Here is a 15,633-nt window from a genome sequence, read left to right as displayed (position 1 = left end):
TCTATTTAAAATATTGTTTCAATTGCTCTCTAAATCTTTGAGGCTCACCCTTAATTAAACTCCGGTAATGATCAAAAGCTAAATAATGTTTAGGAAAATCATTAAACACATCTTTGACTAAAAGCCCAAACTGCTCAACAAAATCACTCTTAGAACTATCCAACTTATATTTAGGCTGAATTGGTAAGTCAATATTATTCTGGGCTGCTCCTAACTTACCTGTAATTACACAACAACCATGCATTGCCGCCTCACGCGGCATACGATCACGCCCAGGGTGATGTCCAAAATCAATATATAACTTAGCAGTTGAAAGTTTTTCACTTAACTGAATACGGTTAAACCCTTTTAAAGCAGTAAATTTAATTTCAGGGAACGCCCTCATTAACAATTCAGTTACTTTCTTACCCTTAACTGGGTTATATAGGATCTCATCAACTCGACCACTAAACCCAGGATTAATACCATCCGTCAAAAACTGTTCATTAATCGGCTCATAAAAAGGAACCACCTTCAAACCTTTGGACTCTAAATATTTTCCTGAATAATCACTTTGCGAAAAATGAATCAAATTCTTAAGTGCTTTTACTCCGGCCAAAGGTCTTTGCCCCTTAATAACTCGCTTTAGGTATCTAATTTTGTCACGCAAGGGGCTAATATGCCGGCGTTCTAAAAAATTATCTAAAGATAACCACCAAATAGCAGCCTTGGCATGGGTAACCGATAAAGCCATAGTGGGATTAACTTCAGGGAAAACAATAAGCGTACCCTCCTTATCTTCATACTGGCTAACAGGAGTATTAAATCTTGCATAAGGTAAAGGAACCTCATGATTTCCCCCTAAAGGTAAATACACAATATAGGCATCCAGATCTAAGCCTCTTAATACATGTACCAAATAATGCATAGCCTCTGGCCCACCAGTAACAGCTCCACCAGGGCACATAACAAGTATTTTTTTAAATTGATGATTGTTTGTTTGCATAAAAATACTAGATTTAAGTTAATTTCTCATACATTAAGGCATAATAATTGCTAATTACATCTTAGTCACTTACAAGCTACTCGCTCTCAAATCTTTAGAAAAATAATTTCTTAAAATCGTGGAAAATTTCAGAAAAAAATATTTGCTGGTAATTCTGATTTCATGGTTTCCAATTAGCTTTTTAATGATCAGGCATGGAGTGCATATTTCACTATATGCAATCTTTTTGCTATATGCCTATACGTCAATTAAAGGTATAGCCCCCAATTTACCCAGTAAAGAATCAATTTGTGTTGCGGCTTCTTTAGCTAGTATTTTTATAGCCACAATTACACAGCAAATAATCAGTACGCATGCCGACTTTAGCGCTTGGGATGGTCCATCGAGATTATTAATTGCAGGCCTAGTGCTACTTTATCTGCGGCAACAAAATATCAATTACACAAAAATTCTAGAATTTGCAATTCCCGCAGGCTTGATATTGCTCTGCATTTACCTAAGCATCAACTCAAAATATTATTGGGGACATCGCTGGGCTAATCTTTTTGTTGACCCCAATAGTTTAGGGAGTCAATCTACTATATTGAGCATGATTTGCCTACTATCTATTAGACTGACATCACAGTCATATATTAATATTTTAAAAATTATCGGGGCCATTAGTGGCTTTTATATCTCCATCAAAGCTGAATCAAGGGGTGGCTGGGCAGCCATACCATTAATGACTCTTTGCTGGTTCTTGATTCAACTAAAACAAATAAACTTCTGGTCTAACAAGAAGCACACCATAAAAATTATCAGCACATTAGCGCTATTAATTATTGGCATTACTGCTATAGTCATCTTCATTGATCCTGTTAAAAACCGCTTAGTGCATACGGTATTTGAAATAAATACTTGGTTTAAAGATCCCACCATTTACACATCAGCTGGAACTCGAATGAGCATGTGGATAGTTGCAATCCAGCTTATTCAAGAAAATTTTTGGGGATATGGTGATATTGCTATTAAAGAGATCTTAAGCAATCACCCCTTACACACCAGTATTTATTTGCATGGCGTCAACGATATGATTATGAATGGTCCTCATTCAGATATATTAAGTAAAGGCCTCTCTTTAGGTATCGCTGGAATTGCCGCATACCTCTTAACCATACTCACCCCAATTACTCTATTTTTCTCAAAAATTAAATCTCAAGATCTAGCCATTCAAAAAGCTGCTCATATAGGACTACTATATGTCACGGGCGTATTGGTGGTAGGTCTATTTAATGAAACACTCTCTTTAAAATATTTATGCTCTTTCTACGGCTTGATGATTGCTTGTTTAGCAGCTCAAGTCTTATACAAACCAAACATTGACCCAACTAGCAAAGCGCTGTAAACCCATGAACCCACAAGACTATTCCATTACTTTTGCTTGTTATAATGCAGTTCATTACACAAAGCTATGTGTTGATAGCTTTATCAAACATGGTACGCCCTTAGATCGTTTGATCGTGGTTGATAATGGATCAAGCGATGAAACTCGCGACTATCTGCAAACATTACCTCTAGGTGGTCGTATTTTTAATAAACAAAATTTAGGTTGTGGTGTTGCCTGGAACCAAGGAGCTTTAGTTCAACAAGCGGAATGGTCCATCATTATGAATAATGATGTATTGGTTTCGCCACAATGGGTTGAATCGCTGATTAATGCCGCCAAGAGAAATAATTTAAAAATTATTTCTCCAGCATTGATCGAAGGTCCACAAGACTACGACTTCGATGAATTCGCTATATCAGCCTCTTCAACAATGAAAGATGCCTTACGCCTTGGTAACCCTCATGCAGTGTGCCTAGCAGTTCACGAATCAGTATGGATGGATATTGGTTACTTCCAAGCAATGCCTAAACTTTGGGGATACGAAGATACGATGTTCTTCCATGCTGCAAAAAAGGCTGGCATTCCTATGGCAACTACTGGTGCCTCTTGGTTACACCACTTTGGATCTATTACGCAATCAGAAATGAAGCGTGAAAGAGGTCTGCAAGAAAAACAAGGTCTAGGTGGAAGACATAACTATCGCTACCTGAATCAAAGCTGGCTGGCCAGAAAAATTCAGAAACGCGAAAAAGTTAATAACTTAAGAAACTGGCGCAAACAAGAATTAGCACATTACAACATGACTATGCATGGTGTTCGTGAAAATGGCGAATTTAAGTGGCTTTAATTAACCCTCAAGAATCTTAACTAACTCTTGAGTATTTCTCACCATAGAAAACTTATTAATCACAAATAAATGCCCCTCTTTAGCCCAGGCCTGCATTTGAGGAAGATGCCCTAACGCCCAAATTATTTGTCGGGCCCATTCATTTGAATTGTTAGCCTCAACCAATAAACCTGTTTGTTCATGAATCAAGGTTTCAGGAACACCATCCACACGACTTGCGATAGTAGGAATCCCTAAATATTGCGATTCAATTTGAAACATCCCTAAAGGCTCCATTAAAGAAGGTAATATAGCCAGCGTACTAATTTTGAGCAAAGCGGAAATAGGCTGCACCATACCTGCAAAGTAAACATGTTCGTGAAGATGTAACTTTTCAACCAAGCTTTGCAACTCTTCTTTAGCCCCACCCTCACCAGCAATCACATATCTCACTTCAGGAAATTTTTGAAGAATTTTTGGAAGAGCCTGAAGAATCGTGGCATGCCCTTTTTCACCGCGCAACATAGCTCCATGAGAAATAATGGGGCCCGGATGTTCATCTAACCATATCAATAAATCTGGATTTAATCGACCGGTTGCCTCATCTAATTTTTGAAAGTTAATACCCGGATATAAGACACCAATTTTTGACTGATTAATTTTTTTATTCTTAAGTATTTTTTCTCTAAGATGCTCGCTAGGGGTATAGGTCTTATCAAATAACCAGTTATACGGGAAAGATGAGGGCATACCGGGTTGATAAGTTCTCATCCGAATAACTTGAGGGCGAACTTGAAATAAACCAATCAATTTTGCTGCAATAGCGGCGATAACTGCATCATGCCCACTATGACAAATTAATGCGGTTGGTTTTAATAAATAAATTGTTTGAATAACTAATCGAATACTTGGGATATGTAAAGCATTCCTAAAACCAACTGCTTGAACATCTATCCCTTGAGCAATTGCAAAATCATGAATACGGGCTTGAGGTCGACACAATAGCTTTGTTTTCCAACCTAAATTATTCAACTCTTGCATTTGCTGCAATAGCTGTAATTCTTGTCCGCCAATATTTTTAGAGCTCTCTAAAAATAAAACGGTTTTAGAATCTAAAATCATTATGCAAACTTAGAGGCTGCAGCCCAAGATAAGCCTGATTGATCTTTGGGATTAAGAATAGGTGACACATCCATTTTTGGCCACTCAATATTCAAGGTGGCGTCATTCCAAACAATACATTGCTCACTAGTGGCATGCCAATAATCAGTGGTTTTATACAAGAACTCCGCTTCATCCGATAGGACCAAGAAGCCATGAGCAAAACCTTCAGGTATCCACAATTGCTTTTTATTTTCAGCCGATAACTCCATACCAACCCATTTACCAAAAGTTGGTGAGGACTGCCGAAGATCAACCGCGACATCAAAGACTGCACCATAACAAACACGCACCAATTTTCCCTGCGTTTGCTCCATTTGATAATGAAGACCTCTCAAAACGCCTTTTTTAGAGGATGAGTGGTTGTCTTGTACAAATGTAATAGGTTGTCTTATTGCAGCAGCAAAGTCTTTTTCATTAAAAGACTCAAAGAACCAACCACGATCATCCCCAAATACTTTAGGTTCAATCACTAATACATCAGGAATTGCCGTTGGCGTTACAGTGATGGGCATTAGATTTTCTCCGTCAACATTTTTTCCAAATATTGACCGTAGGCATTCTTTTTGAGAGGTGCAGCCAGTCTTAAAACATGTTCTGCATTAATCCAGCCCTGGCGATAAGCAATCTCCTCTGGGCAAGCGACCATTAAACCTTGGCGCTTTTGTAAAGTGGCAATAAACCCCGCTGCATCTAATAAAGAATCATGTGTACCCGTATCTAACCACGCATATCCACGGCCCATGATTTCAACTTGTAGCTGACCTAATTCAAGATACTTGCGATTAACATCGGTAATTTCTAGTTCACCGCGCGCGCTTGGCTTGATATTTTTAGCGATATCACAGACTTGTTGATCATAGAAATATAAACCGGTTACAGCATAGCTACTTTTAGGTTTAGCTGGTTTTTCTTCAATAGATAACGCTTTAAACGCATTATCAAACTCCACTACGCCATATCGCTCTGGATCATTCACATGATAGGCAAACACAGTAGCTCCCGAAGTTCGGGCGTTAGCGGCATGAAGCTGATTCACTAACTCATGGCCATAGAAAATATTATCGCCAAGCACTAAAGCTGATGGATTTTTACCAACAAATTCTTCACCAATGATGAATGCCTGCGCCAAACCATCCGGTGATGGTTGCACAGCATATTGAATATTGATTCCCCATTGAGAACCATCACCCAATAACTCTGTGAAGCGCGGTGTATCTTGTGGCGTTGAAATCAACAAAATGTCTTTAATACCTGCCAGCATTAAAGTGGTTAATGGGTAATACACCATCGGTTTATCGTACACAGGCATGAGTTGCTTTGATACTGCCTGCGTCACTGGATAAAGGCGTGTACCAGAACCACCAGCAAGAATGATGCCCTTACGGTTTTTAAGATTAGTCATAGGTGTTTTATTTGTGTTTATTTTCTATTTTGTTATCTTAATAGAGTTAGCGAAAGTCCAATCAATATTTAGTATTCAACTGATCTTCATTAACTTTTGAGAGAGGCTGTCACATATTCTTTGACATAAGCCGCTACTTGTTCTTGCCAATGTGGATAGGTGCCCGTAAATGCCATTTCTGATAATGCTTGTTTGAGTTTTTGATTACTCAAACGAGAGTTATAAGGTCGTTTTGCAGGAAGTGGGTAGTCTGTCGCTGGAATTGCTTGCATATTTTCAGGTTTCACTTCAATACCTTCACCTGCTAAGGCTGCCGTTTCAATAGCAAATACTGCTAACCCATGCCAAGAAGTTTCACCATCAGGTACTGCATGATAAATACCTGACTCCACTCGTGAGCCGGTTAGCTGTATACCCACTTCTGCTAACCATTGTGCTGAACTAGGTACACCAATTTGATCAGCTACCACTTTTAATTGATCTCTCTCACCCGCCAAACGCAACATGGTTCTGATGAAATTACCACCATCACCATAAACCCAAGAAGTTCTTAAAATGAAATATCTAGAAAATTTATCTTTATAGCTTGTATGACCAGAGTCTTGAGCCAAGTTAAAAGCTTCCTCAATGGCTTGCTCACCTGCCAATTTACTTTGGCCATAAATACTTAGTTGTTCAACAGGTCCTGTTATATCTTCTTCTGAGTACGCTGTTTTCTTGGTATCTGCAAAAACATAATCTGTGGAGTAATGCACCAAAATACCATGAGCTACATTGGCGATGTAATACGCCATAACCTGTGGTGCTTTTGCATTAATAGCAAACGCGATCTCTTGTTCAGTTTCTGCTTTATCTACAGCTGTATAAGCTGCAGCATTAATAATGACTTGTGGTTGATAGCGATTAAGCATATCTCTAATAGCCGATGCATTTGATAAATCACAATCAGAGCGCCCCAGAAATACAACAGGTACTTGTAGATCTTTTAAACAAACCTGCAATGCTTTTCCTACTTGACCATCGCGACCAAACACCACAATGGGCTTACTTTGATCTAGCAGTTCAAATGATGAGAAAGACATATTTATTTTATCGGTAAGTTTAGTTATATTGTTTCTTAACCCAGTCACGGTAGGAGCCTGTTAACACACCCTCCGTCCACTCTTGGTTATCTAGATACCACTGTACTGTTTTCTGTATACCCGTCTCAAATGTTTCAGCAGGTTTCCAACCTAACTCGCGCTCTAATTTAGTGGCATCAATAGCATAACGACGGTCATGCCCTGGGCGATCTTTGACATAGGTAATTTGTGTTGAATATTCAGAACCATCGGCTTTAGGTCGTAATTGATCCAAGATACTGCAGATTGTATGAACCACATCAAGGTTGGGCTTTTCGTTCCAACCACCGACGTTATAAGTTTCGCCTAATTTACCAGCTTCTAATACACGACGAATCGCTGAACAATGATCTTTCACATAGAGCCAATCACGAATTTGTTGACCATCACCATAAATCGGCAACGGCTTCCCTGCGAGCGCATTCAGAATCACTAAAGGTATTAACTTTTCTGGAAAATGATAAGGGCCGTAGTTGTTAGAGCAATTGGTTGTTAATACTGGCAAACCATAAGTATGGTGCCAGGCTCTGACCAAATGATCAGAGGCTGCTTTAGATGCTGAGTAAGGACTATTCGGCTCATAAGGATTTGTTTCTGAGAAAGCAGGATCTGTTGGTGATAGCGATCCATACACTTCATCTGTTGACACATGCAAGAAACGAAACACTTGTTTCTCATTTTCAGGTAACTCAGTCCAATAAGCACGAACTGCTTCAAGTAAATTAAAGGTACCCAAGACATTAGTTTGAATAAAGTCCCCGGGGCCATGAATCGAACGATCAACATGAGACTCCGCAGCAAAGTTAACAACCGCACGAATTTGATGTTTTTTTAACAAAGAAAGTACTAAGTCATAGTCGCCAATATCACCTTGTACAAAAACATGACGAGTATCTTGTTCTAATGACTTGAGTGTGGCTAAGTTACCGGCATAAGTTAACTTATCTAAATTAACAACACCTTCAGCAGCAGGATTAGCTAACCAATCCAACACAAAGTTACCACCAATAAAACCTGCGCCACCAGTCACTAAAATCATAATGTTTATCTATTTAATAATTAGAAGTATTTTCTCATAAACGAGATAGAAAATAGGCTTTAAATTCAGACAACAAAACCTAATTAAATCTGGTAAGGCTATGCTTATCAAGCCTAAGTCAGGCTAAATGAAGCACCACTCCCCACCCTTCGAAATGAGAATTAGTCCGTTTTGTAAAATTAACTTAAGACTCGAGAGTCTTATTTTTCAGACGCCAATCTTGTTGCTTTCTCAGTTCATCAAGCACTTTAAAAAATGCTCTCGATAAATCTTGATATGCCCGAATCGGACCAGCGGATTCCATGAATGCTTTTAAACGACGATCACGTATGAGATTTTGAATATTGGTAATTTCTTTAAGATGTTTGTGAACATACAAAACTGATTCAGACCGCTTGATCATATTACCTAGTGATTTAGCAACATCTTCTGCAGAAAGTTCAGGCTCATCTTCTGTCTCACCAGCCCAACGGATAAATCTTATTTGCATCGCTGAACCTGAATGAAACTCAAAAACCTCCCTCTTTAAATGCATGTACAGATCTTCATCGTCTCTCTGAATTTGATTAATTTCTTCTTGCTTGAGCGTTCTTTTTTCAGCAGCTCTTGCCCAATTTAAATACCGTTGATGTTTTGCCACAAACCCCTCAGTCATGGCCGACAAGTCTTGCAATAACCAGATGATTTCCTCTTTTCTAGGTAAACCTGCAGCGAAATATTCCTCAGGAATTAGCGTTGCATTAAGAACACCATACAAATATTGATTTTCAACTCGCTCAAGACGTAACTTCTTCCATGCCAAGAGACTTATTTCATGAACTAGTGATGCTTCAACAACTCCAATAGGCTGAAAATCATCTATAAACATTTTATGAAGTTCTTCAAAATCCTCTTGGCGCTCACCTGGCAAAATTTGTTGAACAGAGTAGGCGCCAGTTTTTAGAGAATTCTTTGAAGATGCTAATTTTCCTAATTGTGTCTTTGGTCCACCTGTTCGATTACCCCTTGCCATATAAGTGCCTTATTTTTTAAAGCGAACTCCAGGCCTATCATCTGGAGCGCCAATGAATTCAACCCCAGCTTCCTCTAAGGCAAGCTGAATAGCACTTAGAACCCTAACCTGTCCGGTTGGTACGCCGTCTATAGTCTCAAATCTCCTCACTGTAGCTATACCTACACCAGCAGAATCAGCCAAGTCCTGAGCTGACCATTTCAACAGAGCTCTAGCCGCCCTTATTTGATCACTTGTAATCAATCGCTTTACAATCTATTTTGATTGCTTTAATATCAATTTATGACGTTAAAGCTAGGTTTATTGATATGAAACATACTAATCCAAAAGACCTTTTAAATCAAACAATTAAAAGAATGGATGGCGCATACGCCGACTCAACAATTAGAGCCTACCGTGTAGATTTTGAACATTTCATCAAATACTGCGAAGAGTTAGATGAAAGCCCTCTACCTACTACCCCAGAAACTATTTGTTTGTACATAAAGAGCCTTGTTCAAGATGGTAGAAGCTCTGCAAGCATAAGACGAGTCATGGCAGGCATGACAACCATTCATAAGTTAAATCGTTTTCCAGATCCAACCAAAGATCCAGATGTCATATTAGAAATAAGACGAATGCATCGAAAAATTGGACGATATCAAAAACAAGCTTTTGGTATTACTGGGGAAATATTAGAGAAGTTGCTACTTGCAACTGAGGCAGGCAATCGAGGTGCCAGAGATCGCGCACTTTTATTGGTGGCCTATGACACCATGTGCAGAAGAAGTGAATTAGTCTCTCTATTGATAGAGGATATTAGATACTCAGAAACTAATGGGGTAACTAAGGCTAGCGTTCTAATCCGAAAGAGTAAAACAGATCAATTAGCTAAAGGTAGAAGATTAAATCTAAGCCAACAAGCAACTGAAGCAATTAACTTATGGTTAGAAAGACTCAGAAATCCTAAAGAAGGGCAACTATTCAAAGGAGTTAATCGTGGTCAAAAAATTACTGGATCGCTAGGATCAGGTCAAATTAGTCGTATCTATAAAAGGTTAGCTAAACGAGCAGGATTAAATAAAGAATTAATTGAACAGATTAGTGGCCACTCATTACGAGTGGGACATGCTCAAGATATGGTGAATTCCGGTGAAAGTATGCCCATGATTATGAGCAAAGGTAGATGGTCAAAAACTGACACTGTGATGAGGTATGTGGAGCATATTAACTATAGACATAATTAGATTATGAAAATTGATGGTGGGCAGGCGACTAGTTTTGAACCAACTCTCTCAACGCCCGGGTTCTACTGGGAGTCAGTGAATAAAGATTCTGGGATTATCCAGTTCTCAGTAAACACACACTCAGACTTAGCCCCTACAGTGATCTACTCATAACAACCGGATCGGAAAATTGCAGATGCGACAGTGTTCATGCCTTCCCAGCTTGGGTCTTCAATATCTGAAGCATCTCAGCAGCCAATGATGACCGGTCATAGTGCTTAGCACCCAGAGGACCATTGGCTTTAAACCGAGCGAGCAATTCTGGATCGTCAGCCAGACGCCGAAGCCCATCGACAAGCGCTTCAGTGTTTTCGGGTTCAAACAACAAGCCAACGTCTTCCCGCTCCACAATGTCCGCGGACTCACCTTGAACACCGTGCAGCATCGGAATAGCCATGCCCATGCATTCAAATAACTTGGACGGGATAACCGTCGTGAAGAGTTTGTCTTTCTTCAGATGGATAATCGACGCGTCTAGTAGCGACCAGTAGCGCACCACTTGGTCCTTAGACACCGAGTCCACAAAGATGACGTTGTCCAGCCCTTCTGTTTCTGCGCGTTGGCGAAGGGAGGCTTTATTGGCACCATCGCCCAACAGAATAATACGGAACCGGTCCCCGTCGGGGGTTGCTTTAAGAGCCTTGGCGGCATCAAGCAGAGTGTCCAAGGCATGTGCCAGGCCGTGAGTGCCGATGTAGCCAGCCACAAACTTGCCTTGCAGACGGTGCAGTAGCAGCAATTCGGTGTCTTTGTCTCGTGGTGAAAACCGGCTGATATCCACTCCGTTGGTGACGACGCGAATCTTGTCACCGTTCACGCCGCGCCGCATCAGCGAAGTGCGAAACGCATGGGTGACTGACACAATTACACTGGCTTTACGATAAAGGAAAAGCTCAACTTTCTCCAGCAAGTCCAACACTTTTCTCTGCTTCATCGCACCAACCACGCGGATGGATTCAGGCCAGATATCACGCAACTCAAAAACCCAAGGCACTCGTTTAATCAGACTTGAGGCGTAAGCCGCACAAACTGTAAAGAACTGCGGCGATGTACCCACCACAATGTCCACACGGCGTACAAACAGACTAGCCAAAAAACCTGTGAGCATGTAGCTCAGATAGTCTAATGTGCGCTTGGAAAAACCCTCATTGGCTGTAATGTAAGTCCAAACACGGATCACTCGGATGCCCGCAACAATTTCTTGTTGCCAGAGACGGTTACAGTAGCCATCAAAAACCTTACCCTTAGGAAAATTAGGCGCACCGGTGATCACCGTAACTTGATGCCCAGCTTTGACCCACTCGCGGCAGTGCTCAAAGGTTCGGCTTGCGGGCGCATTGACCTCAGGAGGGAAATTGTCCGTCAGAAATAATATGTGCACGTTATTGAGCCCAAATAGCCGAACTCAAGATGAACCTAGTGCGCCGCAGAAATCTAATGCGGCCTTTGAGCTAAGTTGCTTCTGGACGTCTGGCGCAAAAAACTGACGATGCCTTACCAATACGGCAATCACATCTGCGCTTCCTAGAGCCTGCTCCAATCCCACAACAGTGAAGCTGTCATGTGAGTCGATATTCGGTTCCACTGCAATCACGTCGTAGCCTTGTGACTGCAAGGCCAGAGCAACATGCAGGGCTGGGGACTCTCGTAAGTCATCAATATCTGGTTTAAACGCCAAACCTAAACAAGCAATGGTAGGTTTCTTTCCAGATTTTGCTGTTGCATCGGCCGCAGCGATCTTGATTTTGTCGATGACCCAATCGGTCTTGCGGTTATTGACCTCTCGTGCAGTACGAATGAGCTTTGCATTTTCAACATCGCGCGCAACGATGAACCACGGGTCAACTGCAATGCAATGCCCACCCACACCCGCACTAGGCTGCAGGATGTTGACACGAGGATGACGATTAGCAAGTTGAATCAAGTTCCAAACATTGATGCGTTCTTTGTCACATATCAGCGACAACTCGTTGGCGAAAGCAATGTTGACATCGCGAAAGCTATTTTCAGTCAGCTTACACATCTCGGCGGTCTTAGCTTCGGTTTCAAGAACCTCACCACGCACGAAGGTACGGTAGAAATCTGCTACTACTTTGGTAGCAGCGGGGGTCACGCCCCCCACTACGCGATCATTTTCAACCAACTCGGTCATAATCTTGCCCGGCAAAACGCGCTCAGGGCAGTAAGCCATGTGAACTTCTTCGACCTTTACACCGGCTTCGCTCAGTACCGCTTGCATTTTTTCAGTGGTGCCAACTGGCGAAGTTGATTCCAAAATTACCAAGTCGCCAGGTTTTACGAACGGTGCAATGCTGCGCGTCGCAGCAAGTACGTAATCGATGTTGGGCTGAGGAATCGCACCACCTTCATGAAAGGGAGTTGGCACGCAAATCATGTATACATCACCTGCCTGCGGCAATGTTGACGCCTTCAATCGACCTGCTGTGACAGCAGATCGGACGAAGGCGTCTAGATCAGGCTCAACAATATGAATTTTCCCCTGATTGATGGTGTCAACAGCATGTTGACTGATATCCGTTCCCACAACCGTGTAGCCTTGACTAGCTAGCAAGGCGGCTGTCGGCAATCCTATATACCCAAGACCGACAACACTGATTAACTTGTTCTTCATCAATACAGTCCTATGTTTAATTCAAATATTTCGAAGTACAGCCAAAATTCGATCACAAGCTCTTCCATCACCATAGGGATTGTGAGCATACGACATTTTCAAGTAGTGGGCTTCATCTTCAAGTAGTCGCGATACCCCCGCGATAATCCGCTCTTTGTTTGCGCCTACCAACTCTACCGTTCCCGCATCCACAGCTTCGGGTCTCTCAGTCACATCTCGCATCACCAGAACGGGTTTACCCAAGCTGGGGGCTTCTTCCTGAATACCGCCGCTGTCCGTCAAGACTACATAGCTGTGTTTGAGCAGATATACAAATGGCTCATAATCAAGTGGCTCGACCAAATGCACATTCGAAAAATCTTCCAAAATGGTCCGAACTGGCTTTTGAACATTGGGGTTCAAATGAACAGGGTAGACAAAATGCAAATCATCAAACTTGAATGCCAGTTCGCGTAGGGCTTCACAAATTTGTAGAAACCCATCACCAAAGTTTTCGCGTCGATGTCCAGTGATCAAGACAAACCGGCCTGACTGCCAGTTGAACGGCAAGGTTTGGTTTAGCGACTGAGTCAACTTAGCAGATCGGTCACCATCGGCATCGATACGGTTCAGCACCCAATAAAGCGCATCAATCACCGTGTTGCCTGTTACCGTGATGTCCTCATCATCTACGCGTTCAGCGATCAAGTTGGCACGGCTAAGTTCGGTCGGTGCAAAATGCCATCGCGTAACCCTGCTCGCTACTTGCCGATTGAACTCCTCCGGAAAAGGTGCATAAAGGTTGTGAGTGCGTAGGCCCGCTTCAACATGCCCTACCGGCACACCTGCATAGAAACCAGCCATGGCCGTAGCAAGCGTCGTCGTGGTATCACCGTGCACCAAAACGGCATCAGGCTTGTTCTTGTCAAATACCCCTTTCATGGCTTGGAGAACGTTTGCGGTCACATCAAAGAGATCCTGCCCAGGCTTCATGACGTCCAAATCAATATCTGGCACGATATCAAAAATTCTTAATACCTGATCCAACATTTGACGGTGCTGTGCTGTCACGCAAACTTGAACATTAAAAATTTCTGGTTCGGCTTTGAGCTTATGCACAAGCGGCGCCATTTTGATAGCCTCTGGTCGAGTTCCGAAGACCAGCATGATGTTCTTTTTTTTACTCATCAATACTCCACGAAATTTCTACAGTCATATTGTTATCAGCTTCAATTCGGACAGCCAAACATTGACTTTTGAGGCGAATGCCAAACTCAGGTGCAAAATAACTCTGCTCAATGCTCGCTGCACCACTCAAGACAAAAAGTTGAATCTCTTGTCCGGAATCAGGTAGGTGAAGCGAATATCTACAATGATCTAAAGCAGTAACTTTTACATCTGGATGAAAATGGAAGAACGCAATGGCAGTTTCAAACTCGCCCACGACTCGATCGTGCACGACAAGCTTTCCAGGGTGGAATTGCCATGACCGTTTGTGCACAGGTTGTCCGTGCAAGCGCTTATAGCCATCGTGCGCGCAGTTCACAACAACTGATTGGCCGACTTGTTCAACCTCCAAGTCGATTGGATAAGCACGCCGGGCCACCCGAAATCCGGACCAAACCTCTGATGAGTTCTTGCCATTAATTGTAAGAGTGTTGTGTGCCTTAGTACCCCGTTCATCTAAACGTACCGGCCCATTGCCATATTGTGATGTACCTCCATTAACAAAAACTCGCTCACCGAATAACGAAAGCTCAAAAGACAGAGTGTCCGCATGCGAATGACCAGGGAGATAGTCTGGACCGATAGGTGCAACGTCAAGGAATGCGACCGCATTCAAAGTCTCTAACCGCATGTATCCGGTATCCGAAAATCGGCTTACGGTAAGTGTGCTAGATGATTTATCTATCTGGTCGGTAGAAATCCCAAGCTGGCATGCGTAGGCATTAATTTCCGCAGGAGATGGAGCAATTCCAATGGCGGCATCGTTAAAAAAGGTAATCTCGCCATCGGGGTGGCACATTGCCTGAAGCCAATCCAGCATCTTGATGGCTATAACACGCCACTCATCTACTCGTTCGCAACCAACCACGCCAGGATATGCAGTCGCCAAGTTGATCAAGTCGAGCAGGTCCTCCAGAAAAATGGCGTGGTACATCGGGCTACGCTCAAAATTTCCCCCATCTGGTAGCACTTGCTCGGGCAGCTCCTGAGTAATGATACCCAGACCAATCCCCAACCATTTCTGAGCCTCAGCACCCTCAAAAAAAAGCCCAGCAAACACCAGCGCTTTTGCATTGGCGAATAGATGGTTACCAAGAATGTGCCATTCAATTCGACGTGAGAGCCAACGCGTTTGGATGGCCAAGCTCTGCAAGCCCTCATCATCTAACGAGTGACCGGCTAGCAGGTATTTCACCCAATTAACAATTCTCAAAGACGTAGGGTACGGCTCCCAGCCTGCGCCCTGTCCTGGCTGATTTTCAATAATCCATCGTTTGATCAATGCTTGATGCCAGCCAACGCGTGCGGCGGCACCTGCTGCGTTCAGGTCATCGAAGTAGTGTTGGTTATATCGCCAGAGTTTTTCGCGCTCTGGACCGTCCCAACCGATTTCGGAAAGGCGCCCAGTTTCATTCAGAAAGCTGAAATTATCGCCGTCAGTAAGACTCTTATGCCGACGTGCAGCGGTCACCCAATGGCCGGTTACTACACGCAAATCAGGCCACGGAGAAGATTCCACACGAGGACGGGCAAGTCGGTACCAAAGACGCCTGTAAATTTGACCGGGCTTTAGGTAACGCAGCGTATGGATGTAAAGAGCGAGTTTAGAAGCCAA

General features: G+C 42.5%; 15 protein-coding genes. 3 read left to right on the top strand and 12 right to left on the bottom strand.

The window, feature by feature from the left end:
* Nucleotide 1 precedes the first annotated feature (1 nt).
* Nucleotides 2-985: a hypothetical protein gene (locus tag ICV01_RS01740; protein WP_215288004.1), complete on the bottom strand. Its 984-nt coding sequence runs from the start codon at nucleotides 983-985 to the stop codon at nucleotides 2-4.
* 118 nt (nucleotides 986-1,103) lie between these two features.
* Between ICV01_RS01740 and ICV01_RS01735 the strand changes: the two genes are divergently transcribed.
* On the top strand, nucleotides 1,104-2,369 hold the full coding sequence (locus ICV01_RS01735) for an O-antigen ligase (protein WP_215288002.1): 1,266 nt from the start codon (nucleotides 1,104-1,106) through the stop codon (nucleotides 2,367-2,369).
* A gap of 4 nt (nucleotides 2,370-2,373) precedes the next feature.
* Complete coding sequence (locus tag ICV01_RS01730) at nucleotides 2,374-3,198, top strand: glycosyltransferase family 2 protein (RefSeq protein ID WP_215287999.1); 825 nt, start codon at nucleotides 2,374-2,376, stop codon at nucleotides 3,196-3,198.
* On the opposite strand, the gene ICV01_RS01725 is transcribed toward ICV01_RS01730, so the two are convergent.
* The 7 genes from ICV01_RS01725 to ICV01_RS01695 form a co-directional block, all read right to left on the bottom strand.
* Complete coding sequence (locus ICV01_RS01725) at nucleotides 3,199-4,299, bottom strand: glycosyltransferase family 4 protein (protein ID WP_215287997.1); 1,101 nt, start codon at nucleotides 4,297-4,299, stop codon at nucleotides 3,199-3,201.
* Entirely contained in the window at nucleotides 4,299-4,853 is a 555-nt protein-coding gene (rfbC, locus tag ICV01_RS01720; RefSeq protein ID WP_215287995.1) for a dTDP-4-dehydrorhamnose 3,5-epimerase, read from the bottom strand. The genes ICV01_RS01725 and rfbC overlap by 1 nt, the downstream gene beginning before the upstream one ends.
* Complete coding sequence (gene rfbA, locus ICV01_RS01715) at nucleotides 4,853-5,743, bottom strand: glucose-1-phosphate thymidylyltransferase RfbA (RefSeq protein WP_215287993.1); 891 nt, start codon at nucleotides 5,741-5,743, stop codon at nucleotides 4,853-4,855. The genes rfbC and rfbA overlap by 1 nt, the downstream gene beginning before the upstream one ends.
* A gap of 89 nt (nucleotides 5,744-5,832) precedes the next feature.
* Nucleotides 5,833-6,825: a dTDP-4-dehydrorhamnose reductase gene (gene rfbD, locus ICV01_RS01710; RefSeq protein WP_215287991.1), complete on the bottom strand. Its 993-nt coding sequence runs from the start codon at nucleotides 6,823-6,825 to the stop codon at nucleotides 5,833-5,835.
* Between the two features lie 19 nt (nucleotides 6,826-6,844).
* Nucleotides 6,845-7,903, bottom strand: a complete 1,059-nt coding sequence (gene rfbB / locus ICV01_RS01705; protein ID WP_215287989.1) for a dTDP-glucose 4,6-dehydratase — start codon at nucleotides 7,901-7,903, stop codon at nucleotides 6,845-6,847.
* A 184-nt stretch (nucleotides 7,904-8,087) separates the two neighbouring features.
* Nucleotides 8,088-8,915: a hypothetical protein gene (locus ICV01_RS01700; protein WP_215287987.1), complete on the bottom strand. Its 828-nt coding sequence runs from the start codon at nucleotides 8,913-8,915 to the stop codon at nucleotides 8,088-8,090.
* A 9-nt stretch (nucleotides 8,916-8,924) separates the two neighbouring features.
* The gene (locus ICV01_RS01695; RefSeq protein WP_215287986.1) at nucleotides 8,925-9,119 is read right to left on the bottom strand and encodes a hypothetical protein; all 195 of its coding nucleotides are present in this window, start codon (nucleotides 9,117-9,119) and stop codon (nucleotides 8,925-8,927) included.
* A 104-nt stretch (nucleotides 9,120-9,223) separates the two neighbouring features.
* Between ICV01_RS01695 and ICV01_RS01690 the strand changes: the two genes are divergently transcribed.
* A complete protein-coding gene (locus tag ICV01_RS01690) occupies nucleotides 9,224-10,141 on the top strand; it encodes a site-specific integrase (protein WP_215287984.1) in 918 nt (305 codons plus the stop codon).
* 187 nt (nucleotides 10,142-10,328) lie between these two features.
* On the opposite strand, the gene ICV01_RS01685 is transcribed toward ICV01_RS01690, so the two are convergent.
* From ICV01_RS01685 to ICV01_RS01670, 4 genes are read right to left on the bottom strand one after another with little or no spacing between them, the layout of a single operon-like run.
* Nucleotides 10,329-11,561, bottom strand: coding sequence for a glycosyltransferase family 4 protein (locus tag ICV01_RS01685; RefSeq protein ID WP_215287982.1), 1,233 nt, complete (start codon nucleotides 11,559-11,561; stop codon nucleotides 10,329-10,331).
* Nucleotides 11,562-11,585: 24 nt separating this feature from the next.
* Nucleotides 11,586-12,812 (bottom strand): UDP-N-acetyl-D-mannosamine dehydrogenase, encoded by a 1,227-nt coding sequence (wecC, locus tag ICV01_RS01680; protein WP_215287980.1) that lies wholly within the window; start codon nucleotides 12,810-12,812, stop codon nucleotides 11,586-11,588.
* 21 nt (nucleotides 12,813-12,833) lie between these two features.
* Nucleotides 12,834-13,979 carry a non-hydrolyzing UDP-N-acetylglucosamine 2-epimerase gene (gene wecB / locus ICV01_RS01675; protein WP_215287978.1) on the bottom strand — a complete coding sequence of 382 codons (1,146 nt, stop codon included), beginning with the start codon at nucleotides 13,977-13,979 and terminating at the stop codon, nucleotides 12,834-12,836.
* Entirely contained in the window at nucleotides 13,972-15,633 is a 1,662-nt protein-coding gene (locus tag ICV01_RS01670; RefSeq protein ID WP_215287977.1) for a heparinase II/III family protein, read from the bottom strand. The genes wecB and ICV01_RS01670 overlap by 8 nt, the downstream gene beginning before the upstream one ends.

Source organism: Polynucleobacter sp. MWH-Spelu-300-X4, from assembly GCF_018687515.1.
GTDB lineage: Bacteria > Pseudomonadota > Gammaproteobacteria > Burkholderiales > Burkholderiaceae > Polynucleobacter.
Note: the sequence above shows the minus strand (reverse complement) of the source record. Positions and strands in the feature narration are given on the sequence as shown.

What these genes read in the sequence shown, in the direction of transcription:
- rfbA (WP_215287993.1), bottom strand. Translation starts at nt 5,743, where the DNA reads ATGACTAATCTTAAAAACCGTAAGGGCATCATTCTTGCTGGTGGTTCT.
- ICV01_RS01740 (WP_215288004.1), bottom strand. Translation starts at nt 985, where the DNA reads ATGCAAACAAACAATCATCAATTTAAAAAAATACTTGTTATGTGCCCT.
- rfbD (WP_215287991.1), bottom strand. Translation starts at nt 6,825, where the DNA reads ATGTCTTTCTCATCATTTGAACTGCTAGATCAAAGTAAGCCCATTGTG.
- rfbB (WP_215287989.1), bottom strand. Translation starts at nt 7,903, where the DNA reads ATGATTTTAGTGACTGGTGGCGCAGGTTTTATTGGTGGTAACTTTGTG.
- ICV01_RS01700 (WP_215287987.1), bottom strand. Translation starts at nt 8,915, where the DNA reads ATGGCAAGGGGTAATCGAACAGGTGGACCAAAGACACAATTAGGAAAA.
- ICV01_RS01725 (WP_215287997.1), bottom strand. Translation starts at nt 4,299, where the DNA reads ATGATTTTAGATTCTAAAACCGTTTTATTTTTAGAGAGCTCTAAAAAT.
- wecB (WP_215287978.1), bottom strand. Translation starts at nt 13,979, where the DNA reads ATGAGTAAAAAAAAGAACATCATGCTGGTCTTCGGAACTCGACCAGAG.
- ICV01_RS01690 (WP_215287984.1), top strand. Translation starts at nt 9,224, where the DNA reads ATGAAACATACTAATCCAAAAGACCTTTTAAATCAAACAATTAAAAGA.
- rfbC (WP_215287995.1), bottom strand. Translation starts at nt 4,853, where the DNA reads ATGCCCATCACTGTAACGCCAACGGCAATTCCTGATGTATTAGTGATT.
- ICV01_RS01730 (WP_215287999.1), top strand. Translation starts at nt 2,374, where the DNA reads ATGAACCCACAAGACTATTCCATTACTTTTGCTTGTTATAATGCAGTT.
- wecC (WP_215287980.1), bottom strand. Translation starts at nt 12,812, where the DNA reads ATGAAGAACAAGTTAATCAGTGTTGTCGGTCTTGGGTATATAGGATTG.